The organism is Clostridioides sp. GD02404 (genome assembly GCF_045898275.1).
GTDB classification, from domain to species: Bacteria; Bacillota; Clostridia; order Peptostreptococcales; family Peptostreptococcaceae; genus Clostridioides; species Clostridioides difficile_A.
The window spans coordinates 31,431-58,078 of the sequence record NZ_JBJOCA010000015.1; the positions used below are offsets into that span (position 1 = coordinate 31,431).

24 protein-coding genes are annotated in these 26,648 nt (G+C 28.7%); 23 read left to right on the top strand and 1 reads right to left on the bottom strand.

Going from position 1 to position 26,648, the window contains the following annotated elements; genetic code table 11:
• Positions 1-179 precede the first annotated feature (179 nt).
• Positions 180-1,388: a uracil-xanthine permease family protein gene (locus Q3287_RS10600; RefSeq protein WP_054271173.1), complete on the top strand. Its 1,209-nt coding sequence runs from the start codon at positions 180-182 to the stop codon at positions 1,386-1,388.
• A gap of 315 nt (positions 1,389-1,703) precedes the next feature.
• Positions 1,704-3,365 (top strand): ABC-F type ribosomal protection protein CplR, encoded by a 1,662-nt coding sequence (cplR, locus tag Q3287_RS10605; RefSeq protein ID WP_407964051.1) that lies wholly within the window; start codon positions 1,704-1,706, stop codon positions 3,363-3,365.
• Positions 3,366-3,483: 118 nt separating this feature from the next.
• Here cplR and Q3287_RS10610 read toward each other — a convergent pair whose 3' ends face one another.
• The gene (locus tag Q3287_RS10610; protein ID WP_407964052.1) at positions 3,484-5,259 is read right to left on the bottom strand and encodes an NFACT family protein; all 1,776 of its coding nucleotides are present in this window, start codon (positions 5,257-5,259) and stop codon (positions 3,484-3,486) included.
• Between the two features lie 292 nt (positions 5,260-5,551).
• On the opposite strand from Q3287_RS10610, the gene ltaE reads away from it, so the two are divergent.
• From ltaE to Q3287_RS10715, 21 genes are all read left to right on the top strand, one after another.
• Complete coding sequence (gene ltaE / locus Q3287_RS10615; protein ID WP_054277255.1) at positions 5,552-6,586, top strand: low-specificity L-threonine aldolase; 1,035 nt, start codon at positions 5,552-5,554, stop codon at positions 6,584-6,586.
• A 288-nt stretch (positions 6,587-6,874) separates the two neighbouring features.
• Positions 6,875-7,705: a diaminopimelate epimerase gene (dapF, locus tag Q3287_RS10620; protein ID WP_407964053.1), complete on the top strand. Its 831-nt coding sequence runs from the start codon at positions 6,875-6,877 to the stop codon at positions 7,703-7,705.
• A gap of 3 nt (positions 7,706-7,708) precedes the next feature.
• A complete protein-coding gene (locus Q3287_RS10625) occupies positions 7,709-8,590 on the top strand; it encodes a YicC/YloC family endoribonuclease (RefSeq protein WP_054277253.1) in 882 nt (293 codons plus the stop codon).
• 29 nt (positions 8,591-8,619) lie between these two features.
• Entirely contained in the window at positions 8,620-9,237 is a 618-nt protein-coding gene (gene gmk / locus Q3287_RS10630; protein WP_054271167.1) for a guanylate kinase, read from the top strand.
• A gap of 2 nt (positions 9,238-9,239) precedes the next feature.
• Complete coding sequence (rpoZ, locus tag Q3287_RS10635) at positions 9,240-9,506, top strand: DNA-directed RNA polymerase subunit omega (protein WP_021385513.1); 267 nt, start codon at positions 9,240-9,242, stop codon at positions 9,504-9,506.
• Between the two features lie 4 nt (positions 9,507-9,510).
• Positions 9,511-10,710: a bifunctional phosphopantothenoylcysteine decarboxylase/phosphopantothenate--cysteine ligase CoaBC gene (gene coaBC / locus Q3287_RS10640; RefSeq protein ID WP_231300942.1), complete on the top strand. Its 1,200-nt coding sequence runs from the start codon at positions 9,511-9,513 to the stop codon at positions 10,708-10,710.
• A gap of 242 nt (positions 10,711-10,952) precedes the next feature.
• On the top strand, positions 10,953-13,478 hold the full coding sequence (gene priA, locus Q3287_RS10645; RefSeq protein WP_407964054.1) for a primosomal protein N': 2,526 nt from the start codon (positions 10,953-10,955) through the stop codon (positions 13,476-13,478).
• A 17-nt stretch (positions 13,479-13,495) separates the two neighbouring features.
• Positions 13,496-13,936 (top strand): peptide deformylase, encoded by a 441-nt coding sequence (gene def, locus Q3287_RS10650; protein WP_054271164.1) that lies wholly within the window; start codon positions 13,496-13,498, stop codon positions 13,934-13,936.
• 14 nt (positions 13,937-13,950) lie between these two features.
• Positions 13,951-14,880, top strand: a complete 930-nt coding sequence (fmt, locus tag Q3287_RS10655; RefSeq protein WP_054277251.1) for a methionyl-tRNA formyltransferase — start codon at positions 13,951-13,953, stop codon at positions 14,878-14,880.
• A gap of 9 nt (positions 14,881-14,889) precedes the next feature.
• A complete protein-coding gene (locus tag Q3287_RS10660; protein WP_407964055.1) occupies positions 14,890-15,624 on the top strand; it encodes a DUF116 domain-containing protein in 735 nt (244 codons plus the stop codon).
• 81 nt (positions 15,625-15,705) lie between these two features.
• Positions 15,706-16,407 (top strand): zinc metallopeptidase, encoded by a 702-nt coding sequence (locus Q3287_RS10665; RefSeq protein WP_054271161.1) that lies wholly within the window; start codon positions 15,706-15,708, stop codon positions 16,405-16,407.
• A 61-nt stretch (positions 16,408-16,468) separates the two neighbouring features.
• Positions 16,469-17,794: a 16S rRNA (cytosine(967)-C(5))-methyltransferase RsmB gene (gene rsmB, locus Q3287_RS10670; protein ID WP_054277250.1), complete on the top strand. Its 1,326-nt coding sequence runs from the start codon at positions 16,469-16,471 to the stop codon at positions 17,792-17,794.
• An 8-nt stretch (positions 17,795-17,802) separates the two neighbouring features.
• On the top strand, positions 17,803-18,834 hold the full coding sequence (gene rlmN / locus Q3287_RS10675) for a 23S rRNA (adenine(2503)-C(2))-methyltransferase RlmN (protein ID WP_054271289.1): 1,032 nt from the start codon (positions 17,803-17,805) through the stop codon (positions 18,832-18,834).
• Positions 18,835-18,853: 19 nt separating this feature from the next.
• Positions 18,854-19,606, top strand: coding sequence for a Stp1/IreP family PP2C-type Ser/Thr phosphatase (locus tag Q3287_RS10680; RefSeq protein ID WP_054271159.1), 753 nt, complete (start codon positions 18,854-18,856; stop codon positions 19,604-19,606).
• Positions 19,607-19,622: 16 nt separating this feature from the next.
• A complete protein-coding gene (gene prkC, locus Q3287_RS10685; RefSeq protein ID WP_054271158.1) occupies positions 19,623-21,641 on the top strand; it encodes a PASTA domain-containing Ser/Thr kinase PrkC in 2,019 nt (672 codons plus the stop codon).
• 107 nt (positions 21,642-21,748) lie between these two features.
• Positions 21,749-22,486 (top strand): elongation factor P 5-aminopentanone reductase, encoded by a 738-nt coding sequence (ymfI, locus tag Q3287_RS10690; protein ID WP_407964056.1) that lies wholly within the window; start codon positions 21,749-21,751, stop codon positions 22,484-22,486.
• 97 nt (positions 22,487-22,583) lie between these two features.
• Positions 22,584-23,468, top strand: coding sequence for a ribosome small subunit-dependent GTPase A (rsgA, locus tag Q3287_RS10695; protein ID WP_407964057.1), 885 nt, complete (start codon positions 22,584-22,586; stop codon positions 23,466-23,468).
• A 4-nt stretch (positions 23,469-23,472) separates the two neighbouring features.
• Entirely contained in the window at positions 23,473-24,144 is a 672-nt protein-coding gene (gene rpe, locus Q3287_RS10700; protein ID WP_054271155.1) for a ribulose-phosphate 3-epimerase, read from the top strand.
• Positions 24,145-24,152: 8 nt separating this feature from the next.
• A complete protein-coding gene (locus Q3287_RS10705; RefSeq protein ID WP_407964058.1) occupies positions 24,153-24,794 on the top strand; it encodes a thiamine diphosphokinase in 642 nt (213 codons plus the stop codon).
• A gap of 132 nt (positions 24,795-24,926) precedes the next feature.
• Positions 24,927-25,556 (top strand): HAD family hydrolase, encoded by a 630-nt coding sequence (locus Q3287_RS10710; protein WP_074178477.1) that lies wholly within the window; start codon positions 24,927-24,929, stop codon positions 25,554-25,556.
• A 54-nt stretch (positions 25,557-25,610) separates the two neighbouring features.
• The gene (locus Q3287_RS10715) at positions 25,611-26,267 is read left to right on the top strand and encodes a nitroreductase family protein (protein ID WP_054271153.1); all 657 of its coding nucleotides are present in this window, start codon (positions 25,611-25,613) and stop codon (positions 26,265-26,267) included.
• Positions 26,268-26,648 lie beyond the last annotated feature (381 nt).

Here is a 26,648-nt window from a genome sequence, read left to right on the forward strand (position 1 = left end):
GTCTTAATGTAGTCTTTATTCTCCTTTATTTGAGCTTTTAATGTCGTAAAATGTAAAAAAAGATAAGTTCTATGATAAGTATATAGAGATTAAAAAATAGAATCTAGGGAATGATAATTAATTAAAAGATATTAATTAAACAGAGGATTTATTTATATATAATAATTTTGGAGGTTTTTATGAAAAAAACGATAATGTCTTTACAACATCTATTAGCCATGTTTGGAGCGACGGTATTAGTTCCCATTTTGACAGGCTTCAATCCGTCAGTTGCGATTTTCTGTGCTGGTGTTGGTACATTGATATTTCATTTTTGTACAGAAGGAAAAGTACCTGCCTTTTTAGGTTCAAGTTTTGCATTTATACCAGTTATACTGGCTGCTAAGGAGGCATATGGTGGAGACTTAGCATATGCTCAAGGTGGTATAATAGTAGCAGGATTAATTTATATTATAATGTCAATTATAGTAAAAGTAGTTGGAGTAAATAAAATTAAATTGTATTTTCCAGCACAAGTTACAGGAGCTATGATAGTAGTTATAGGATTAAATTTATTGCCAACAGCTTTTAGTATGGCTTCAGCAAATTTTGTAATAGCATTTATAACTTTAGCAATAGCAATTTTAACTAATAAATTTGGTAGAGGATTTATAAAGCAATTAGGAATATTAATAGCTGTTTTTTCTGGCTATATAATATGTTTAATATTAAATTTAGTAGATGTAACTACAATTACAGAAGCAAGTTTATTTGCAATACCTAATTTTACAATACCTAAGTTTAGCTTGGGGGCAATTGTAATTATATCTCCAGTTGTATTAGCTGTATTTATGGAACATATAGGAGATATGACTACTAATGGAGCTGTAGTTGGTAAAAACTTTATAGAAAATCCAGGTCTAAACAGAACTTTACTTGGAGATGGATTTGCAACTATAGTTGCAGGTTGTTTAGGTGGACCAGCTAATACAACTTATGGAGAAAATACAGCTGTACTTGCTATAACTAAAAACTATGACCCTTCAATACTTAGACGTACAGCAGTCTTTGCTATATTACTTGCCTGTGTAGGTAAGTTTGGAGGATTTCTTCAAAGTATACCAAGTTCAGTTATGGGTGGAATTAGTATAATGCTATTTTCAATGATAACTTATGTGGGATTAAAAACTATAAGAGATAGTTCTTGTGTAGAAAGTAAAATCAATTTGTTAATAATAGCAGTTATATTACTAATAGGTCTTGGAACAACATACCTGTCTAATAAAGGTATATCCATAGGGATACCAATAACAAGTACAGTAAAGATAACAGGTCTTAGCTTAGCTGCAATTGTTGGAATTGTATTAAATAGAATTTTAAATAATAAGGATTTTAAAGTTGAAGAATAGTAAATAATAAAAAGTTGAAGAATAGTAAATAATAACTTGTGTAATTTTAAATAATTAAATTTATATAGACATTTGTAATTAATGTTGATATAATGGTTAAAAATAAATGAAAGAAAGGGCAAGGTAACTGGGACAATGAGAATATAATCTATTTTTTATAATTTAAAGTATTGTAATTTTTGAAAAGCCTATTTTGGTGGCTTTATTTATGATGCTTAAATTAAGGAGAGTAGATTATAGTCTATACGTTTGTTTGTTATGCCTATTTATGTAAATCTCTCCTTATATTTAAGTGTGTTAAGGAGGGATTTTTTTATGTTGTTAGTAAAAGTAGAAAATTTAAAGAAATATTATTCTGATAGATTAATTTTAGATATAGATAAGTTTGAAGTGTCAGAAGGTGAGAAAATAGGTCTAGTTGGTTCAAATGGTCAAGGAAAAACAACTTTATTAAAGGCAATATTAGGTGAAATAGAAATAGACGAAGGTCATATTCATCTTACAGATAGCTATTCTTATATAAGTCAAAGTGAGAATAACATTGAAATGTGTAGTAATAGTAAAGAAAAGAGTATTTTAAATGCTCCAGATAGATTTGAAGAGTACTTATCAGGAGGTGAAAAAATCAAGCTAAAGATAGCAGATGCGCTAAGTGATAAGAAAAGTATATTAATAGCTGATGAACCAACTTCAAACTTAGATAAAAAAAGTATTGGTATTTTAGAAAATATGTTTAAAAGGTATGAAGGTGCATTATTATTAATATCTCATGACAGACGTTTCTTAGATGAGTTATGTACAACTATAGTGGAGTTAGAGGATGGAAAATTAAAAGCTTACAAAGGTAATTACACTGATTATTTAATGCAAAAAGATGAAGAAGTAAAAAGAGCTGATTTTGAGTATCAGGAATATGTTAAAGAGAAAAAAAGACTTGAAAAAGCTCTTTTATACAAAAAAGCTTTAAGTGATGGTGTAAGAAAAACTCCAAAACGAATGGGCAACTCAGAGGCCAGATTACACAAAATGGGTGGGCAAACTAATAAGAAAAAATTAGACTCAAATGTGAAGGCTATAAAAAGTAGAATTGATAATCTTGAGATAAAGAATAAACCTAAGGTCTCCACTGAAATGAAGATTAAGATTCAAGATGGTATGGAGATAATTAGCAAAAACTTAGTAGAGATAAAAGATATGACTTTAAATCTAGGAAATAAATGCCTACTAGATAATGTTTCTTTTAAAATAAAAAGAGGCAAAAAAATAGCTTTATTAGGTGAGAATGGATGTGGAAAAAGTACTCTGATAAAAGAAATATTGAACAATAAAAATGACTGTATAAAAATAAATAACAAGGTAAATATAGGTTATTTCGACCAACATCAAAATATCTTAGATGAAGAAAATAGTGTTTTATACAACGTTAAGGTTAATAGTTCATTTGATGAGTCTTTTATAAGAATAAATTTAAATTTATTTGGATTTAATGGTGATGATGTCTACAAAAAGATAAAAGTACTAAGTGGTGGAGAAAAAGTAAAAGTAGCACTATGTAAAATAATATTGGAAGATAACAACTTTTTAGTGTTTGATGAACCAACAAACTACTTAGATATAAAATCTATGGAAGCACTAGAAAAGGCATTGATAAATACTGATAAAACTATACTTATAGTATCTCATGATAGAATATTTACATCACATATTTGTAACTATATTATGGAAATAAAAAATAATAAAATAAGAGAGTTTGATTGTTCTTATGATGAATATATAATCAATAGAAATAAAAAAACTCCGAGTAGAGAAAATAAAACTAAAAAAGAAAATCTTTTAGTATTAGAAAATAGACTTACAAATATTATCTCTATGTTGTCTATAGAAAAAGATAATATAAAGAAAGAACATTATGAATCAGAATATAATGAGTTGTTAAAGCAAATCAGTAAAATAAAAAATAGTTTGTTAGAAGATTAAATGTATCTTCATCATTTTAACAATGAAAAAGAGGCTATCCCTATTTTGAGATAGCCTTTTTTCATTTGACAGACAATGTATAATTATTTGATATCAAATCTTGTATTTAATTTAAAATTTATTCTGATTTAACTTTAAGCTTGGCTACCATTTCTTCTTCAGGAGTAACATAAATAGTACTATTAGTCTCATAAATAACCATACCTGGTTTAGAACCACTAGGTTTTTTTACATTTTTTCTTTTAGTATAGTCTATAGGTACCTGGGAAGAAAGCTTTGACTTACTAAAAAATGCTGCTAGCATTGCCCCTTCAAATATAGTGTTATCAGGAACTTCTTTACCAGCACATTTTATTATTACATGAGAGCCAGGAATATTCTTTGTGTGCATCCACAAGTCATCATTATCAGCAAGTCTTAGTGTAAGATAGTCATTCTGTTTATTATTTTTACCAACTAAAATCTTAAATCCATCAGAAGAAATAAACTCATGAGGTTTTGTAGAAGGAATAGTATCTTTTTTACTGTTCTTCTTTTGAGCTTTGATATAACCAACCTTAGCAAGTTCTTCTTTTATATCTTGTAATTCAGCTAAATTTTCGCAGTTTTCAATACTTAAAATTATATTTTCCAAGTAATCTATTTCTTCCTTATTTAATGAAATCTGATGAGATATTTCAACTTTAGCATGTTTCATTTTATTATACTTTTTAAAATATTTTTGAGCATTTTCAGATGGTGTCAGGTTTTTATTTAATTCTATAGTTACATTCTTACAATTTTCATCATAAAAATTAGCAACTTCAATACTCTCCATACCTTTTTCTACCATATAGATATATGAAGTAATCAACTCTCCTTTTACCTTGTAAATATCTGCATTTTCAGACTCTGATAATTCTTCCTCTTGTTTTTTTAGTTTATTATAAAGTCTATCAAGTTTAACTGATATACTCTTCTTTAAGTCAGATGAACGTTGATTAATTCTATCCTTAATATCTTTAGTTCTATAAAAATCTTCTAGAATACGAGACATACTATCTTTATTGATATATGATAAATCACTAAATAATGTAAGATTCACACAACTGAAATCTACTACTTTATCCACTTTTTTATCTATAACAATACAAGGTGAGTATTTGCTAGCATTTATAGCACTGAACAAACTACAAAATTCTTTGTATAAAGAATCAAACTGTTCACTAGTTACATCCTTTATAGAAGTACTTTGATTTATATTTGCTCGGCAACAGATTTCTTTTGCTATAGTAGGGCTTATGCCTAGAAATTTAGAATATATAGACTTAAAAATAGGTCCTTCAAATTCATTCAAGTTATTAATAAACAAATCTTTAGATATACTCTCAAGAGGGTTAAGTTTATCTTGTTTTGGTGGCAACGAATAGCTATGAGCAGGTAAAACCTGACGCACTCTACTTATGCTAAAAGGTACTCTTTTTATTGAATCTATAATTTTGTCATCTTCATCATGAGTTATTATTATGTTGCTGTGTCTTCCCATAATTTCAATCATAATATTTTTAGTTGTTTTTTCTTTTAGTTCATCCAAAGATTCAATACTTATCTTTATTATTCTTTCAAAACCTACTTGAGAAATTTCTACTATGTTACCACCTTGTATGTATTTTCTAAGTAACATACAAAACATAGGTGCTTTTAGAGGGTTTTCTTTTTGATAATTACTTGTAAGATAGACTCTAGGATTTGAAGCACTTGCACTTAAGACCAATCTAAAATTTTCTTTATTATTTCTTATATTAAAAATTACCTCATCGTCTTCAGGTTGATGTATTTTATCTATTTTACCACCTGTAAGTTTTGATGATAATTCATCTACTATTGAATGTATAACTAATCCATCTAATGCCATATATAGCACCCCTTTCTTTGACCAAAATAGTCAGTAAATTAATTATACACATAATATATGCTTTGTGACTAGGGGAAATTTAAACAAGATAGTAATATTTAAATTGAATAATTATTTATGCTTATTATGAAAGGAAATACTATATTTTAAAATTAATAATTTAAAGTTGATTAAATGTAAAATAAATATAGTATAATTATTGTGTAAAGTATAAGTTATTATATATAAGCTTTAAAAAATAAATCAATTTTAAAGTGTAATAGTATATAAATTATGAAAGAAGGTTGAAAAAATGAAATTTATTGATTTAAGAAGTGATACTGTTACTATGCCTACTGATGAAATGAGAGAAGCTATGGCAAAGGCTCCTGTTGGAGATTCAATCTTTAGGGATGACCCAACTGTAAATAAACTTGAAGAATTAGCAGCAGCTAAAGTTGGAAAAGAAGATGCTATTTTTCTTCCAAGTGGAACTTTTGGAAATCAACTAGCTTTATTTACTCACTGTCTAAGAGGACAAGAAATCATTATTGGTAAAGGTTATCATATTGTAACTCATGAAGTTGGAGCACCTGCTGTAATAGCTGGAGTTCAACTTAGAACTATAGATGAAGATGAAAATGGAGCTCTTAATCCTGAACTTGTTGAAAAGGCAATTAGAAGAGATGACATACATGAACCACAAACAGGTCTTATATGTGTAGAAAATGCGTATTCAGGCGGAACTGTTGTGAGCCTTGAAAATTTAAAAGAGATTAAAAAGATAGCTGAGAAACACAACTTACCAGTACATCTTGATGGAGCAAGATTATTTAATGCTGCCTTAACTTTAGGTATAGAAGCTAAAGAAATGGCAAAGTATTGTGATAGTGTTATGTTCTGTGTATCAAAAGGTTTAGCTGCACCAATGGGCTCTATACTTGCTGGAAGTAAAGAATTTATAGCAAAAGCTAGAAGAAAGCAAAAAGTTATGGGTGGGGGAATGAGACAAGTTGGTATAGTTGCAGCTGCTGGTATCATTGCCATTGAAAAAATGACATTAAGATTAAATGAAGACCACGAAAATGCAAAGTATTTAGCCTGTGAATTAAATAAAATAGATGGCATTGAAGTAAACAACATTAATCCAGATATAAGCATGGTATTCTTTAAAATGAGTGAAGATGTTATAAAAGAGGATGTTTTAATAAAAGAACTTTTTGACAGAAATATAAAAATTAATAAAATGGAAAATGGTGAGTATAGATTTGTAACTCATGTAGATATTACGAAAGAAGATTTAGACTATGTTTTAAAAACACTTAAAGAGTTAATAGGTGTATGTTAATATAAATCTACAAAAAGAGAATTATAGATAGTTATTAGACATTTAATTATAAAATTCATAGACAGTTTAAATAAAACATACATAAAATTCATATAGAAATATTATTATATAAACATAGAAAGAACTAGCTTAAAAACATAATATAATTACCCTAATTGTAATGGCAACTCTCCCTCACATCCTCAAATTATAGTTGTCATTACAAAACTTTTCCCATAAATTATAAGTTTATGGGAATTTTTTTATGTTATAATAGTTTAAGTGTTAATTTACAAAGGAGCGATACTTATGAAATTTTGGAAACTACATGGAATAGGTAATGATTTTATTGCAGTAGATGGAAGATTTGACAATATAGATTCATCAAATTATACTGATTTAGCAAAAAAAGTATGCCATAGAAGATTTTCTGTAGGAGCGGATGGCTTATTAGTCGTAAAAGATTCAAAAGTTGCAGATGTAGAAATGGTATATTACAATTCTGATGGCTCAAGAGCAGCCATGTGTGGAAATGGTCTTAGATGTTTTTGTAAATTTGTTTATGATAATGGAATAGTAAAAAAAGAAAATTTTACAGTAGATACATTGGATGGCATTAAAGATATAAAAATAAATCTTACAAATGGTGAAATAAATTCCATAAGAGTTAATATGGGAAAAGGAAGTTTTATAGCTAAAGATGTTCCAGTATCTACAGATAGAGAACGTTTTGTACAAGAAAGTATAAAAGTTCTAGATAGGGATTTTATGCTTACTTCTATGTTGATGGGGGTTCCCCATACAGTAGTTACAGTAGATGAGCTAGATGTGGATGATGTTTGTAAATATGGAAAAGAGATTGAAAATAATAAAATATTTCCTGAAAAAACGAATGTAAATTTTGTAAAGGTAGAAGATAAGTATAATATACATGTTTACACTTGGGAGAGAGGTTGTGGATATACTTTAGGATGTGGGACTGGTATGACTGCATCAGCAATAGTATGCAATTTACTTAACATGGTAGAAAGTAGTGTAAATGTAACTTCTCAGGGAGGAACAGTTAAAATAGATGTAGGAGAGTTCTCTTATATGACAGGTCCAGCAGTAAAAATATGTGAAGGTGTTTTGGAGGATTAAGTAATGGCTATAAGTATGACTGGTTTTGGAAGAGGGGAATACAAAGATGACAATTATTATTTTTTAGTGGAATGTAAAACGATAAATCATAAGTATTCAGATATAAATATACGTCTTCCAAGAAAAATTTCATTTTTAGAGGATAAAGTTAGAAATTTAGTAAAAAATTATGTAAAAAGAGGAAGAGTAGATTTATACATAAAATTTGACTTATTAGGCAAAGAAGATGTAAACTTAAACTTTGATGAAGGACTAGCTTCTCAATATATAGAGATACTAAAAGGAATAAAAAATAAATTCGATATTATAGATGATATTAGTGTTATGAATGTTGCAAGGTTTCCTGATATTGTAAAAATAGAAGAAAAAGAAGATGATGAAGATTTATTATGGTCAATGTTGAATCAAGCTGTTGAAGATGCATTAATAAAATTAAAAGAAATGAGAAGCGAAGAAGGTAAAAAATTGGCAGAAGATATTACTATGAGATGTGATTTATTAAAAACTCATATAGAAGAAATTGAAAAATATTCAAGTAGTGTTGTAGAAGATTATAGAGAAAAATTGAATTTGAGAATAAGTGAATTATTGGATGACCCAAGTATAATGGATGAGAATAGATTAGCACAAGAAGTTGCAATATATGCAGATAAAAGCAGTATAACAGAAGAAATAGTTAGATTTAAAAGTCATATAGGTCAACTTAAAAACACTATATTTAAAGATGATTCTATAGGTAGAAAAATAGATTTCTTAATACAAGAGATGAACAGAGAGACTAATACTATAGGCTCAAAGTCGTCTGATATAAATATAACTAATTTAGTAGTGGAAGTAAAAAGTGAATTAGAAAAAATAAGAGAACAAATACAAAATATAGAGTAAGAATACAATATTAGAAGGGGAATGCTTAAATGTTTGCGAAAAAAGGATTATTGCTAGTTGTATCAGGACCATCAGGTGCAGGAAAAGGTACTATTTGCAAAGAACTACTTAAAGAAAATGATACAATAAAACTTTCTGTATCAGCTACTACAAGAAAACCAAGGACTGGAGAAGTTGATGGAGTAAATTATTTTTTCATAAGTAAGGAAAAATTTGAAGAAATGATAAAAAAAGGTGAGTTTTTGGAGTATGCTCAAATTTATGATAACTTTTATGGAACTCCAAAAGCAGCAATAATGGAATGTTTAGAAAAAGGGCAGGATGTGCTATTAGAGATTGAAATGCAAGGAGCAAAACAAATAAAAGAAGTTTGCCCAGAGGGAGTATTTATATTTGTACTACCACCATCACTTGAAGAACTAAAAAATAGAATTGTTGGAAGAGGTACAGAAACAGAATCTGAAATAGAAAAGAGATTTAGTTGTGCATATGAAGAGATTAAAATGATTAAGGATTATGATTATTTTATATTTAATGAAGATGTAAAAACATCTGCTAAAGAAATAGAAGGTATAATATCATCTGAAAAGAATAAAGTTAGCAGATATAAAAATATTATAATAGAGAAATTCAAGGAGGAATTATAATTATGTTAAAACCATCTATCAATGAGGTACTAGAAAAAATAGACAACAGATACTATTTAGTAGGGACTGTTTCAAAGAGAGCAAGAAAATTAATTGATGGAGAAGAACCATACGTTTCAAATAAAGCCAAAGAGAAGCCTGTATGTGTAGCTACTAAGGAAGTTGCAAGTGGAAAAATAACATATAGATTGTTAACAGAAGAAGAAATCGAGATAGAAGAAGCTAGACACCACGCTGAGCAACACAAACAAATTTCAGAAGAGGAGTAAGGTCATGCTAAAAGATAAAACTGTTGTAATTGGCATAAGCGGCGGAATAGCTGCATATAAAGCTTGTGATGTTGTAAGTAAGTTAAAAAAACTAAATGCAAATATCCATGTTATAATGACAAAATCGGCAACAGAATTTGTTAAACCACTTACACTTCAATCGCTAAGTCAAAATTATGTAGTAGAAGATATGTTTGAAGAACCAAAGACTTGGGAAGTTGAGCATATATCATTAGCAAAAAAGGCAGATTTATTCTTAATAGTGCCAGCAAGTGCAAATATTATAGGAAAAATTGCAAATGGTATAGCTGATGATATGTTGACAACTACTGTTATGGCAACTAAAGCACAAGTTTTGATAGCGCCAGCTATGAATACTAATATGTATGAAAATCCAATTGTCCAAAAAAATATTCAAACTTTAAAGGACTTTGGGTATAAATTTATTGAACCAGAAAGTGGAAGACTTGCATGTGGAGATATTGGAGCAGGTAAATTGGCTAATCCAGATGTAATAGTGGAAGAAGTCTTAGCTAATATGACTAAAGAACAAGATTTAAAAGGTCAAAGTATTATAGTTACAGCTGGTCCAACTGTAGAAAGTATAGACCCAGTAAGATATTTAACTAATAGGTCTTCTGGGAAAATGGGATATTCTATAGCAAGAGAAGCTATATATAGAGGCGCTGATGTAACATTAATATCAGGTCCTACAAATCTTTCTATCCCACAAAACCTTAAAAAATTTGTAAAAATAGAGTCAGCACAGGATTTGTATGAAGCAGTAGTATCAAATCTAAGTGAAAATAAAATAGTAATTCAAAGTGCAGCAGTTGCAGATTACAAACCAAAGACATATTCTGACAAAAAGATTAAAAAGAAGAATGATGATTTATCAATAGAACTAAGTAGGAATTATGATATTGCTTATGAAATAGGAAAAATAAAAGAAGACAGGATATTAGTAGGATTTGCAGCTGAAACTAACGACCTTATAGAACATGCCAAAGGAAAAATAAAAAAGAAAAATCTAGATTTTATTGTGGCAAATGATTTAACTAAAGAAGGTGCTGGTTTTAGAACTGACACTAATATTGTAAAAATAATAGATGTAGAAGGAAATATTACTGAGTATCCTAAAATGAAAAAAGAAGAAGTAGCTAATGTTATTTTAAATAAAATTAAAGTGTTACTTGAGAAATAAGAACTTTTTTAAATATGATATTTGTGTATTTTATCACAGCTAAAGTAGCTGAAAGCTGCAATTTAATTTTAGCGAGTAAAAACTCGCAAATGTCAGTTAAATTGTAGTTTTCAGCATTTATTTTGCCATAAAGTATAAAATATAATTAATAGTTAACTATTAAGATATAGTTAATATTATTAATGACTTGAAATTTTTTATAAATACTGAGATTTTTGACATTTTGTAAAATATATTAGAATATGAACAGTAGATTAAATTTAAGTAGAGGTTTTACAATGAAAAAATATGCAAAGGTAATAGTGAGAAGTAATACTATATACACAGATAATTTATTTACATATCAAATTCCTGTATTTTTATCGGAATCTATAAGAATTGGACATAGAATATTAGTGCCATTTGGAAGGGGTAATAAACCAACAGAAGCCTTTATATTTCAATTTACAGATAATTTAGAAGAAAAAATAAAGACAAAAGAAATAATTGATGTATTAGATGAGAATCCAATATTTAGAGAAGAAGACTTGGAATTGGTTTATTGGATGAAAAATAGATATTTGTGCACTTATATAGAATGTATAAATTTAATATATCCAAAAGGATACAAATTAAATAATTATAAGGTAATATTATTAGGTGAAAATTTAATTGAGTTAAACGAAGCTCAATTAAAGGAAAAGATATTGACCTTAAGTGATAAAAATAGAGAAATAGTAGAAAAAGTAATTGATAGTAAAGGAAAAATTAAGGTTGATAAGTTAAAATATATACCAAATCTAAATAGTTCTTTGTACACGATGAATAAAAATGGAATTATAAAGTTATGTTGGGAATACAAAAACCACAAAAATGAAAAGAAAGTATGTTATATATCTTTGAGCTTGGAAAGTGACAAAATTGATGATTATATAGAACAAAATAAAATAAATGTGGGAAGCAAGCAAAAAGAGATATTAAGTTTTCTTAAAAATAATGAAAATGTAGAGATAAATGATTTATTAGACTTATTAAATGCTTCAAGACAAAGTATAACTTCTTTAAATAAAAAAAAGTTAATAACATTAGAGTTTAAGGATTATTATAGAGAACCAAAAAGTATTTACAAATCTACATCAAAAAGTATAAAATTAAACAATGAGCAACAACAAGCGGTTGATGAGATAAAGTCGAATATGTTTGTGGATGATAAAAAACCATACTTAATTCATGGTGTAACAGGAAGTGGAAAAACTGAAGTTTATATGGAAATAATAGAATTTGCATTAAATCAAGGTCTAGATAGTATATTTTTAGTTCCTGAAATAGCATTAACTCCTCAAACAATAGATAGGTTGAAGAGTAGATTTGGTGATTTAGTAGGAGTGTTTCACAGTAAACTATCTGAAGGAGAAAAGCACGATGTCTATAAAGCTGTAAAAGCAGGTAGAATAAGAATTTTAATTGGAGCTAGGTCAGCTATATTTGCACCTTTTAATTCTTTAGGACTTATAATAATTGATGAATTTCATGAGTCATCATATAAGTCTGAGAAGAATCCAAAATTTAATGCTATAGAGGTAGCTAGATTTATGGCATTAAAAAATAATTTAACTCTTATTTTAGGTTCAGCTACTCCTTCAATTGAAGAATATTATAAAGCGAAATCTGGAGAATACAAACTCATAAATATAAAAAATAGAGCAAATGATAAACCTCTCCCTAATATTGAAGTTGTAGACATGAAAGAAGAACTGAATAAGGGAAATAGGAGTATATTCAGTTTTAAACTACAAAAAGAAATAAGTTGTGCAATTGAAGAGCATAGTCAAGTCATACTATTCTTAAATAGAAGAGGTTATGCAAATTTTGTATCTTGTAGAAAGTGTGGGTATGTGTTCCAATGTGAAAATTGTGATATATCTTTAACTTATCATAAGAAAAGTAACACTGGAAGATGTCACTATTGTGGTTATGAGAAAGAAATCCCAAAGGAGTGTCCTGAGTGTAAAAGTCATTATGTTAAACCTTTTGGAGTTGGTACTCAAAAGATTGAGGAAGAATTAAAAAGCATTTTTCCAGATGTAAGAACATTACGAATGGATAAGGATACAACTTCAAAAAAAGGTGCTTTAGATGAAATACTAAATAAATTTAAAGATAAAGAAGCAGATGTACTTATTGGGACGCAGATGTTAAGTAAAGGGCTAGATTTTGATAATGTAACTTTAGTGGGTATTTTATCTGCAGATATGATATTGAATTTTCCAGACTTTAAAAGTTTTGAAACTACATTTCAGTTGATAACTCAAGTCTCTGGAAGAGCGGGGAGAGCTGATAAAGAGGGAAAAGTAGTACTTCAGACCTATGACACTGAACACTATGCTATTAAGCATGCTATTGAATATGATTATGAGGGTTTTTATGAAGATGAGATAAAAATAAGAAAAGCGTTTGGATATTCTCCTTTTAATAACATGTTGAGTGTAGTTGTTAGTGGGGAAGATGAAAGGTTAGTAATAAAAAATATAAAAAATATGCATGCATCATTGATTTATTTATTAGAAAAAAGGGGTATAAATGATTTAGGATTTATATTAGGTCCAAACCCATGTTCAATATCAAAAATAAATCAAAATTATCGATGGCAGATACTCTTTAAAGATGAAAATATTGAAATTAATCTGTTAAAGGGTATAATAAAATATATATGTATAACAAAACGAGATTTGATATTTGATAAAAATATCAATGTATCTATAGATATTAATCCAAACAGTGTATTATAAATTTAGGAGGAAATATAATGGCTTTAAGACAAATAGTTCAAATAGGAGAACCAGTATTAAGAAAGAAATCAAAAAAGGTTGAAAAAATTGATGAAAAAATAATACAATTATTAGATGATATGGCAGAAACTATGTATGATGCTGATGGCGTTGGATTAGCTGCACCTCAAGTTGGAATTTTAAAAAGAGTAGTAGTAATAGATATTGGAGAAGAACTTATAGAACTTATAAATCCTGAAATAATAGAAACATCTGGAGAGCAAATAGATGAGGAAGGATGTTTAAGTGTTGTTGGAGAAGCTGGAGATGTTCGAAGACCAAATTATGTAAAAGTTAGAGCTTTAAATAGAAATGGTGAAACTATAGAGTTAGAAGGAGAAGAACTTTTAGCTAGAGCATTTTGTCATGAGATAGACCATTTAGATGGAATTTTATTTGTTGACAGAATAGAAAAGTAGTAGGAGTTGATTTAATGAAAATAGTATTTATGGGGACACCTGATATAGCTGTTCCTTGTTTACAAAAAATAATAGATGAAAAGTATGATATATTAGGTGTTGTAACTCAGCCAGACAAACCAAAAGGAAGAGGTAAAAAACTGGGAATGAGTCCAGTAAAAGAGCTTGCAATTGAAAATAATATACCTGTATATCAACCAATCAAAGCTAGAGATGAAGAATTTATAGATACAATGAAATCTTTAAATCCAGATGTAGTAGTAGTTGTAGCTTTTGGACAGATACTTCCAAAAGAGATACTAGAAATTCCTAAACTTGGATGTATAAATGTTCATGTGTCTTTACTTCCAAAATATAGAGGTGCGGCACCTATAAATTGGGTAATAATAAATGGTGAGGAAAAGACTGGTGTTACAACTATGTACATGGATGAAGGTTTAGATACTGGAGACATGATATTAAAAACAGAAGTAAATCTTGATGAAAATATAACAGCAGGAGAACTTCATGATAAAATGATGAATATAGGTGCAGAAACTTTAAAGGAAACATTAAAGTTAATTGAAGAAGGCACTGCACCAAGAGAGGTGCAAAACCATGAAGAATTTTCTTATGCCCCAATAATGAATAAATCATTAGGAAATATAGATTTTTCAAAAAATGCTATGGAAATACACAATTTAGTTAGAGGTGTAAATCCATGGCCAAGTGCTTATACTACTTATAATGGTGTTACAATGAAAATTTGGAAAACTAAAGTATTAGATGAAAAAAGTACAAAAAATGCAGGTACAATAATTGATGTAAATAAAGATGGTATAAAAGTTAGTACTAAAGATAAGGTACTTTTAATTGAAGAAATTCAGATGCCAAATAAAAAGAGAATGTTGGTTGGTGAATATATAAAAGGGAATACTATAGAAACTGGTTTAGTATTGGGTTAGGTGAAAACTATGACAGATATAAGGAAGTATTTAACAAGTGTTGGGATTTTAATTTTAATATTAGGGATTTTAATAGGAGTTGTAAACTTTTTTATAATGAGTTTAACTCAAATATTTTCTTTAGCAATAAATATTATAATAATATCACTAATACTTATAATACTATGTTCAACAATAATTACTTATAGCGTAATTAAAGGTAAGAATGTTAACTCAAATATAATGAAAATAAACTTTAAGATTGCCAGTTGCTTATTTCCTATTGTATCTTTCATTGCATCATCATTTGGTATGTCAAAAAGTGAGATTAGAAGGATATATATAAAGTTAAATAATGAATATATATACAGTAATAAATATAATTTTAATCCAGAGGATATAATAATTTTAATACCTCATTGTATTCAAGAGAATAGTTGTAAATTAAAAGTTACTAATGATATAGATAATTGTAAAGAATGTGGAAGATGCAACATAGGAGAATTAACTAAGTTAAAGAAGAAAAGTAAAGTGAAAATCTTTGTAGCTACAGGTGGAACTTTAGCTAGAAAGATTATAATAGACAATAAACCTAAAGCTGTTATAGCTGTTGCATGTGAAAGAGATTTAACATCTGGAATACAAGATATAAAAAAAATTCCTGTTTTAGGTGTATTTAACAAAAGACCTAATGGACCTTGTGTAAATACTAATGTAGATATGATAGATATTGAAAAAGCTATAGATTTTTTAACAGGAAAATAAACTAACTTGTAATTAAACTGTTTTTAAGCTATATGAATATTAAGAGGATGTGTAAAAATATATTTTAGGAGAGTGTTATTTATGTACCCTGTATATGGCGGGTTTTGGGGATTTGACCCTACAATGATTATATTAATTCCAGCTATACTATTCACTGCATATGCGCAATTTAAAGTGAGTTCAACAACAAATAAGTATTTGAGAGTAAAAACACGTCGAGGATATACTGGAGAACAAACAGCAAGAAGAGTACTTGATTCAAACGGTCTATATGATGTAAGTATAGAAATGGTTAGAGGTCATTTAAGTGACCACTATGACCCAAGAAGAAAGGTAGTAAGGTTATCAGAAGATGTATATTATGGTTCTTCTATAACTTCTGTTGCAGTAGCTGCACATGAGTGTGGTCATGCAATGCAACATGCTAAAGGTTATGCTCCTCTTCAAATAAGAAGTAGCTTAGTGCCAGTAGTAAATTTTGCATCAAGTATATCTTGGTTTCTAATATTTATAGGATTTATTATGGCTGGTCCATTTTTAAAAATTGGGATACTATTGTTTTCAGCTTCAGTATTATTTCAGATAATAACATTACCTGTAGAATTTAATGCTTCAAGTAGAGCAATTGTTCAACTTGGAAATTTAGGGATTATAGATGAAAGTGAGTCAAGACAAAGTAGAAAGGTACTTTCAGCAGCTGCTTTAACATATGTTGCAGCAGCATTGGTTTCAATACTTCAATTACTTAGATTGTTACTAATAGCTCAAAGAAGAGATGACTAAAAGTAAAGTGGGTTGTTTAGAAACAACCCTTTTTTATGTTTAATAAAAGGGAGAAATTTATATGGACGCAAGAGAAATTGGATTTAAAGTATTATGCGATATAGAGAAAAACAATAACTATTCAAATATTGCAATAAACAAACATTTTAAAAACTTAGAAATAAGTGATATGGATAGAGGACTTGCAACAGAATTAATCTATGGAGTAATAGAAAATAAGTATTATTTAGATTACATAATCAATAAACTTTCAAAAATAAAAGTAAAAAAAATGTCAACTTATGTTAAAATCTTTTTAAGAATGGGAACATATCAAATTTTATTTTTGGATAGTATATCAGATTATGCAGCAGTTAATGAAACTGTAAAATTAGCTAAGAAATACGATAAAAAATCTTCTGGTTTCATAAATGCTATTCTTAGAAATGAAATAAGAAGTAAAGATACTATAATGGACATAACTGAGGAAGATAGTGTAAAATACCTATCTATAAAGTATTCTTATAATTCTTGGATTATAAAAAATTGGATGGATAATTTTGGACAAGAATTTACTGAAGATTTATTGGAAGCAAACAATGAAAAGCCGAGTATCTATATAAGAACAAATACACTTAAAACAAGTAGAGAAGAACTTATTGAAAAATTAAATGCAATGGGTATTGTATGTTTTAAAGTTCCTATGGTAGAAGAAGCTATTAAAGTCGAAAAAATGAAGAATATAGAAAAAAATGAATTATTTAAGGCTGGTTTATTTACAATTCAAGATATAAGTTCTATGATAGTAGGGAAAGTAATTAATCCAAAAGAAGATTCATCTGTTTTGGATGTATGTAGTGCTCCTGGTGGAAAATCTACTCACTTAGCTACTTTGATGAATAATACTGGTAAAGTAATAGCTAGAGACATTTTTGACCACAAATTAAAGCTTATAAAAGCTACTGTAAATAGGCTAGGTATTAAAAATGTATGTGTAGAAAAGTTTGATGCTTCTGAAATTGATGAAAATAGTATAAGTAAATTCGATTATGTTTTGGCAGATGTTCCTTGTTCTGGCCTTGGCATAATAAGACGTAAGCCAGAAATTAAGTACAAGAAAGAAGAAGAATTAAAAGATATTACTTCTATACAAAAGCAAATTTTAGAAAATGCATCAAAGTATGTTAAGATTGGTGGAAATTTAGTATATAGTACATGTACAATTCAAGATGTGGAAAATATAAATATAATTACTTCTTTTATTGAAGACAATAATAATTTTGAATTAACTCCAATTGATACAATAAATGTAGACTTGGATAATCAAGATAAAGGATATTTAAAGATATATCCTAATATTCATGGAATAGATGGTTTTTTCATAGCAAAATTAAAGAGAATAAGGTAGTGAAGATAATGGAAAAGAAAAAGGTAGTATTAAAAAATTTTACTGAAGATGAACTTAAAGAATTTATGAAAACTATAGATGAAAAGCCTTTTAGAGGAAGTCAAATATTTGCCTGGATATATAAGGGTGCAAAAACTTTTGATGATATGAATAATATACCAAAAAGTTTGAGAAATAAATTAGAGGAAGTCTCATGTATAGGACATATAGATATAGAATTAAAATTAGAGTCTAAAGTAGATGGTACAAAAAAATATTTGTTTTTATTAGATGATGGAAATATAATAGAAACTGTGATGATGGATTATGATAGTAGGGTTACTGTCTGTGTTTCTAATCAAGTGGGTTGTAGAATGGGATGTAATTTCTGTGCATCTACAATGGATGGATTGATTAGAAATTTAGAACCTTGGGAGATTTTGGACCAAGTTATTAAAATTCAAGAAGATACTGGAAAGAGAGTATCAAATCTTGTATTGATGGGAAGTGGCGAGCCACTTGATAATTTTGAAAACACAAAACAATTTTTAAAGATAATTAATGAAAAAAATGGACTTAATATAGGGTATAGACACATAACTCTTTCAACTTGTGGGATAGTACCTAAAATGTATGAATTGGCAGACTTAAAAATAGCTATAAATTTAGCTTTATCGCTTCATTCACCATATGACGAGGAAAGGCGAAAAATTATGCCTGTAGCCAATGCTTACTCTATTAAAGAAATATTGGATGCATGTAGATATTATATAAAAAAGACGAATAGAAGGGTCACATTTGAATATTCTCTTATAAAAGGAGTAAATGACTCAGAACAAGAAGCAAGGGCATTAGCTAAGCTCCTAAAAGGTATGCTTTGCCATGTGAATTTAATTCCAATAAATAAAGTTGAAGAAAGAGAATATGAAAAGCCTGATAAAGCATTTATTTATAAGTTTAGGGATAGTTTAGAGAAAAATAATATACCTGCCACAGTTAGAATGTCTATGGGTTCTGATATTAGTGGAGCTTGTGGGCAATTGAGAAGAAAATACAAGTAATTTGTAAGGAGGAAGTCGTATGGTTTATAGTTGTGCCTCCCATATAGGTAAAATAAGAAAAAACAATGAAGACTATTGTGAGGGAGAAGTTATAGATACAGAACATGGTCCAATAGGAATATTTGCCATAGCTGATGGAATGGGCGGACATAAAAAAGGAGAGGTCGCCAGTAAATTAGCAGTAGAAAATATAATTGATTTTCTAAAAGAAAACTTATTACAACATGATAATGTAAAAATAGACTATATAGATGATATATTAAAACAGGCTTATAATAATGTAAACTCAATTGTGCACAAAAAATCTATGGAAGATATAGAGTTTGAAGGAATGGGAACTACATTAGTTACAGCTATAGTGTATAATAATGTCTTATATGTGGCAAATGTTGGAGATAGCAGATGTTATTTGTTAACAGGTGAAAAATTTGATAAAATAACTATAGACCATTCCGTGGTTGAAGAACTTATGATGGCTCATGTTATTACAGAAGAGGAGGCAAGAAGACATCCACAAAGAAATAGAATAACTAGAGCAATTGGAACAGATGATATGGTTGTTGTAGATATTTTTAAGAAAGAAATTAAAAAAAGTGATATAATACTTCTTGCAACAGATGGATTAACTGGGTTTATTGACGATGAAGATATAAGAGATTTAATATTAGATTATGAATATGAGAGAATTAGTAATATAAGTGAAGAATTGATAAGTATGGCCAATGATGTTTCTGGTAAAGATAATGTTTCGGTTATAGTGATAAAAGTATAATTAGGACGGTGATATTGTGGGAGATACAATTTTAGGAAATCGATATGAAATCATCAGAAAGATTGGTGATGGAGGTATGGCCTTTGTATATGAGGCTAAAGACAGGTTATTAAATAGGACCGTTGCGCTCAAGGTACTTAGACCTGAATTTGTTGATGATGATGAATTTTTAACAAAATTTAAAAGAGAGGCAGAGGCAGTAGCGAGTCTTTCTCATCCAAATATAGTAAATGTTTATGATGTTGGTGAAGATGGAAAAGTTCACTACATTGTAATGGAGTTTGTTGATGGCAAGAACTTAAAAGAGATTATACAAGATGAAGGTACATTAGATGAATATACTGCATTAGATATAACAAAACAAATAGCTATGGCACTTAGTGCTGCGCATAAAAAGGGGATTATACATAGAGATATAAAACCTCATAATATTCTCATATCCAATGAAGGAAGAGTAGTAAAAGTAGCTGATTTTGGTATAGCTAAAGCTGTCTCAAACTCAACAATGACCAATATTGGGAGTATAATTGGTTCAGTACATTATTTTTCACCAGAACAAGCCAAAGGTAAATTTGTAACTAATAATGCTGACTTGTATTCTTTAGGTATAGTTTTATATGAAATGTTGATAGGAAAAGTTCCATTTAGAGGAGATAGTCCAATTTCTATAGCTCTTCAACATATTAATGATGATATAGATTTTACATCAGAAGAAAAGGTTAGGATTCCACAAAGTGTAAGAACTACAATAAAAAAGCTTACAGAAAAATCTAGTGCAGATAGATACCAATCTGCTGAGGAATTGATAGAAGACATTGAGTATATAGAAAAAAATATCGATTTAGATTTTATAAAAGAATATGATGATTTTGCAACTAAGAAAATTGATGAAAAGGAAATTAATAAAGTTGTAAATCCAATACTTGCAAAGCCAGCTCCCGAAAAAGTAGTCAAGCCTGTTGAAGTTGCTGATTTGGATGAAGATGATGATTACTACGATGATTTTTATGAAGACGATGATGATGAAGATGAAGATGAGGAAGAGATAATGAGAGCTAAGAAGAATCAGAAACCGAAGAATACTCCAAGTAAGAGGGCTAAGAAAAAGAAGAAAAAACAGGAAAGTCCAAAGTCTAGAAAAAGATTAAAAGTAATAGCTGCTATTTTAATAGTGATATTATGTGCTCAAGTATTCTTAGCATATAAATTTTTATTTGCAGGAGGATTTGGGAATAAGTCTTTAAGTGTTCCTAATCTTGTAAATATGACTTTAGAAGAAGCTCAAAGTACTGTTGAAAAAGAAGGATTATCCTTAAGTGTAAAAAGTGAAGAATATAGTAGTGAAGTAGATGAAAACTGTATAATATCACAAACACCTGAAGGAGGAAGTACAAATGTTAAGAAGGGTGATACTATAAATGTTGTTGTAAGTAAAGGTGCAAATCAAGCTTCTGTTCCTAATGTAGTAGGACTCACTTTGAGTAATGCAAAACAACTTATTGAAGAAAATAATTTAAAAGTGGGAACAGTTAAGTATGAGTATAGTTCAATATATAAAGAAGGTACAGTTTTAAATCAAAGTCCAGGAGCTAGTTCATCAAGAGCTCAAGAGGGTGATGAGATAAACCTATATGTGAGTAAAGGCTCAGAAAAATCAAATACACAGACACCAACAACACCAGACAAAACACCAACAACACCTGATGATGATACAAAAACACCTGGTTCAAACTCAGGAAATAATGGTAGTAACTCAGGAGGCTCAAACTCAGGAAACAGTGGAGGAAATTCAGGAAATAATGGTAGTAACTCAGGAGGCTCAAACTCAGGAAATAGTGGCGGAAACTCAGGAAATAATGGCAGTAACTCAGGAGATAATGGAGATAACTCAGGAGGTTCAAATTCGGGCGGAAATGGAGATAACTCAGGAGGCTCAAACTCAGGAAATAGTGGAGATAATTCAGGAGGTTCAAGTTCAGGAGGAAATGGAGAAACTCCATCTGGAACTGGCGGAAATATCGGTAAAACAGAATAAACATTAGCAAAATAAGAGCTGTCTTTTTATGGAAACTATTTTCTTTAAAGAGGCAGTTTGTTTTGTATAAAATATGAAATTGGTTATAATAAAGGAGAAAAGTATTTATGATAAATAAAACAGTTTTAATTACAGGAGGAGCTAGAGGTATTGGTAAAGCTATGTCTGAAGCTTTTGCAAAAGAAGGATATAATGTATTAATAAATTTTAATAAGTCAGAAGATGAAGCTAATGAGTTATATACTAAATTAAGTGAAAAAAATTTCTATGTAAAACTTTTTAAAGCAGATGTTTCAAATAGAGTAGAAGTAGAGAATATGATAGATTACTGTGTAAAAGAATTTGGTGGATTGGATGTACTTGTAAATAATGCTGGTATAAGTCAAGACAAGTTATTTACAGATATAACTGATGAAGACTGGGATAGGATGATGAATATTAACTTAAAAGGATGTTTTTATTGTTCACAAGTGGCTTTAAAATACATGATATCAGAAAAAAAAGGGAATATAATTAATATATCTTCGATTTGGGGAATATCAGGTGCTTCTTGTGAAGTGCATTATTCTATAACAAAAGCAGGTATAATAGGTATGACAAAGGCATTAGCTAAAGAAGTTGGACCATCAAATATTAGGATAAATAGTATAGCTCCAGGAGTCATTAATACTGACATGCTATCTGAATATAATAGTGAAGATATAAATGTTCTTGTAGAAGAAACTCCATTAATGAGGCTAGGTACTCCAGACGATATAGCAAATTGTGCTATTTTCTTAGCATCAGATAAATCAAATTTTATCACTGGTCAGGTAATTAGCCCAAATGGAGGATTTGTTATTTAAAAAAAATGTGGTATTATATAAAAATAGGAAATAATAACACGATATACTGCTAATGAACAGTATGTGTTTATATAAATTTTATAAAGGGAGGCATTTGATGCTAGAAGGAAAAATTATAAAGGGGATTAGTGGATTTTATTATGTAGATACATATAATGGTATTTATGAATGCAAGGCTAGAGGAATCTTTAGAAAGAAGAAAATAACACCTTTAGTTGGTGATAGAGTAAAAATAAGTATTGTTGATGAAGAAGAAAAAAAAGGTATTTTAGAAGAAATAGATAGTAGAGATACAGAACTTATAAGACCTCCTATAGCAAACGTGGATAAGGCATTAATAGTATTTGCAATAAAAAATCCTAAACCAAACTTGTCTCTTTTAGATAGATTTATAGTTTTGGCAGAAAAAGAAAATTTAGAAACTGTAATAATCCTTACAAAAGCAGATTTAGATGATAATGATACGTTAGAAACTGTTAAAAATATATATGAACTTAGTGGATATAAGGTTATTCCAGTAAGTAATATTACTAAGTTAAATATAGAGAAAGTAAAAGAAGAATTAAAGGAAAATGTTGTAGTATTTGCAGGCCCATCTGGAGTTGGAAAATCAAGCTTATTAAATGAAATAGATGCGAACTTTAAACTACAAACTGGAGTAGTAAGTGATAAAATAAAAAGAGGAAAGCATACTACTCGCCATGCAGAACTCTTAAAGTTGGAATTTGGTGGAATGGTTGCAGATACACCAGGTTTTAGTTCGCTTGCACTTGAAGACATAGAAGAAGTTGAGCTTAAAGATTATTTTATAGAATTTGATAAATTTAATGATTGTAAGTTTGGTTCAAAATGTATTCACGAAAATGAACCTAATTGTGCTATAAAAGAAGCTGTTGCAAATGGAGAAATATCTAAAGAAAGATATGATAGTTATATACAGCTACTAAATGAAATAAGACAAAATAACAGTAGGAGGTATTAGAAGTATGATTAAATTAGCACCATCAATATTATCAGCAGATTTTGCGAAATTATTGGAAGATGTAAGAAAGGTAGAGAGTGCAGGATGTGAGTATCTTCATATCGATGTAATGGATGGACACTTTGTACCAAACATTACATTAGGTCCACTTGTAGTTAAAAGCTTAAAAAAAGAAAATATAAATATGGTATTTGATGCTCATCTTATGATAGAAAATCCAGACCAATATATTGAAGAGTTTGTAAAAGCAGGATGTGACATAATAACTGTTCATCAGGAAGCTTGTGTGCATCTACATAGAACTATACAAAATATAAAATCACATGGAATAAAAGCTGGTGTTGTACTTAATCCAGCTACACCAATAGATACTATTAAGCATGTTTTACCTGATTTGGATATGGTATTATTAATGTCTGTTAATCCTGGATTTGGAGGTCAATCATTTATACCTTGTGTTCTAGATAAAATTAAGGAGTTAAAAGCTATTATAGATAATCAAGGCTTAAACATCGATATAGAAGTTGATGGTGGTATAAGCCCTAAAAATGTGGCTGAAGTTGTAAAAGCAGGGGCTAATGTAATAGTAGCAGGTTCTGCAATATTTGGAAGTGATGACATTCAAGAAACAGTTAATTTATTTAGAAAGAATGCTTCTCTTGAAGAATTGGTTTAAATTTAATAATGAAAATATGTATTATTTTAAATGGAAAAATTGAAGATTACGAAATTACAAGAGATATTATAACTAAAGAATGTTATGACTATATAATATGTGCAGATGGAGGGGCAAATCATGCCTACAAAATGGAAATCATGCCAGATTATATATTAGGCGATTTAGATTCAGTGGAAGAAGAAAAGGTAGATTTCTATAGAAACAAAGGTGTTAAATTTGAAAAATTTCCATCTAAGAAAGATGAGACTGATACAGAGCTTTGTCTTTTCTTAGCTAAGACTCTTAAAGCAAATCATATTGATTTTTTTGGAGCTTTAGGTGGAAGGATTGACCATACAATTACCAATGTAAATCTATTATACTATCTAAAAGAAGATGGTATATATTCTAGAATACTATCAGATAAAGAAGAAATGTATATAGTTATGAATGAGGAAATTACCTTATATGGCAATGCAGGTGACACTATTTCTGTAATAGCTATAAAAGGAGATGCTAAAGGGGTAACACTTACTGGTTTAGAATATCCTCTAGATAACTATTATATGAAATACTCTGTGCCTATTGGAATGTCAAATGTTATGCTAAGTGATTCTTGCAGAATTAAAGTAGAGCAAGGGTGTGCACTTGTAGTTAGAAATTTATAAAAATCGATTTTGACAATTGATTTTATATTACAAAGCAGATACAATCAAGTAAAATATATTTATGATTGTATCTGTTTTTTAGTATATAATTATAAATATATGATAAATTTTGGACATAAGGGGGATTTTTTTGTGGTAGATAGTATTATTTTTGATTTAGATGGAACATTATGGGATTCAACTGAAGAAGTATGCAAGGTCTGGCAAGATGTTTTAAATAAACATGAAGATATAGACTTAAATGTCACAAGAGAGTTGTTTAGAAGTGTTATGGGTCTTTCTTTTGATGAAATAGCTAATCGTTTATTTCCAAATCTAAATGAAGAAGAAAGAAAGAATTTATTGAATGAATGTTCTTTAAAAGAATGTGACTATTTATCTGAAAATGGAGCTAAATTATTTGACGATATAGAAGATACTCTGAAATTGTTATCCCAAAAATATAAATTATTCATAGTAAGTAATTGTCAGGCTGGATATATAGAATCTTTTTTAAAAGCACATAAATTAGAACAGTATTTTATAGATTTTGAATGTCCTGGAAATACTGGTTTGCATAAAGGTGAGAATAATAAGCTTATAATAGATAGAAATAAATTAAGTAATCCAATTTATATTGGAGACACTCAAGGTGATGCAAATAGTGCTAAGTTCGTGAATATACCTTTTATATATGCAAAATATGGATTTGGCAATGTGGATGGATATGAATATTCTATAGACTCATTTAAAGATTTATTAGAACATGATATATTAAAATAAGGTGAGTTTAAAGATTATATTAATATAATAAAAAAGTTATGGGGGGATTTAAAAATGGAATTACAAGATACTATTTTTAAAAGACAAAGTGTAAGAAAATTTAAAAATGAAGATGTTTCAGATGAAGATATTTTAAAAATGATAAAAGCAGCTGGAGCAGCTCCATCAGGGAAAAATATTCAAAACTGGCATTTTGTAGTTATAAAGAGACGTGATTTAATGGAAAAAATCGCAGATGTAATAACTAAAAAACAACAAGAAATACTTGTAGAAATGGATAAAGTATCAGTAGAAAAAGCTAATAGATTTAGAAAGTTTGTACCAAACTTTACATTATTCTACTTAAAAGCTCCAGTTTTAGTATTAGTTTTTACAAAAGTATATAATCCATCAGGATATTATGAATTAGAGCTTATAGATGCACCTAAAGAGACTATAGATAAGTTATTTATAAGAAATCCAGGTATGCAAAGTTTAGGTGCTGCAATTGAAAACTTTACATTATCAGCAATTGAATTAGGGTATGGCTCTTGTTGGTTGACAAGTCAAAACTATGCAGCAGATGAGATAGAAGCCATTTTAGAAGCAGAAACTGGATTTGAAAAGGGAGAGTATTTTTTAGGCGCAATGTTAGCTCTTGGAGTACCAGAAGACAACCTAAAGAGCCCATCTAAAAAGCCAGTAGAAGAAATATGTACATTTATAAAGTAAAAATAATGATTTTTATAAAAATAAATTAAAGTAAAAATAAGTATGTTAAAAGTTAAAAAGTAGATTTTATTGATATTATATTTCAAATCATTGATTTGATTAATACAATAAGAGCTACTTTTTTTGTGTATATTAATGTTGAACGTCTTTAAATCTTTAGAAAATCTTTAGAAAAGTATGTATAATATCTTTAGTTTTTAACTTTAATATTAAGTATATAAACAAAATAAAGCAATACTAAATTGTGCTAGAGGGAGGTTTTTAAAATGGGAATTAAGTTCAAATAACTGAAATCAAAAGATATAAATCTATAAAAAAATGGAAAAACTTCTATCATATTGTATAATCATAGATGTAAAGAAAACTTTCAAACTAATTAAT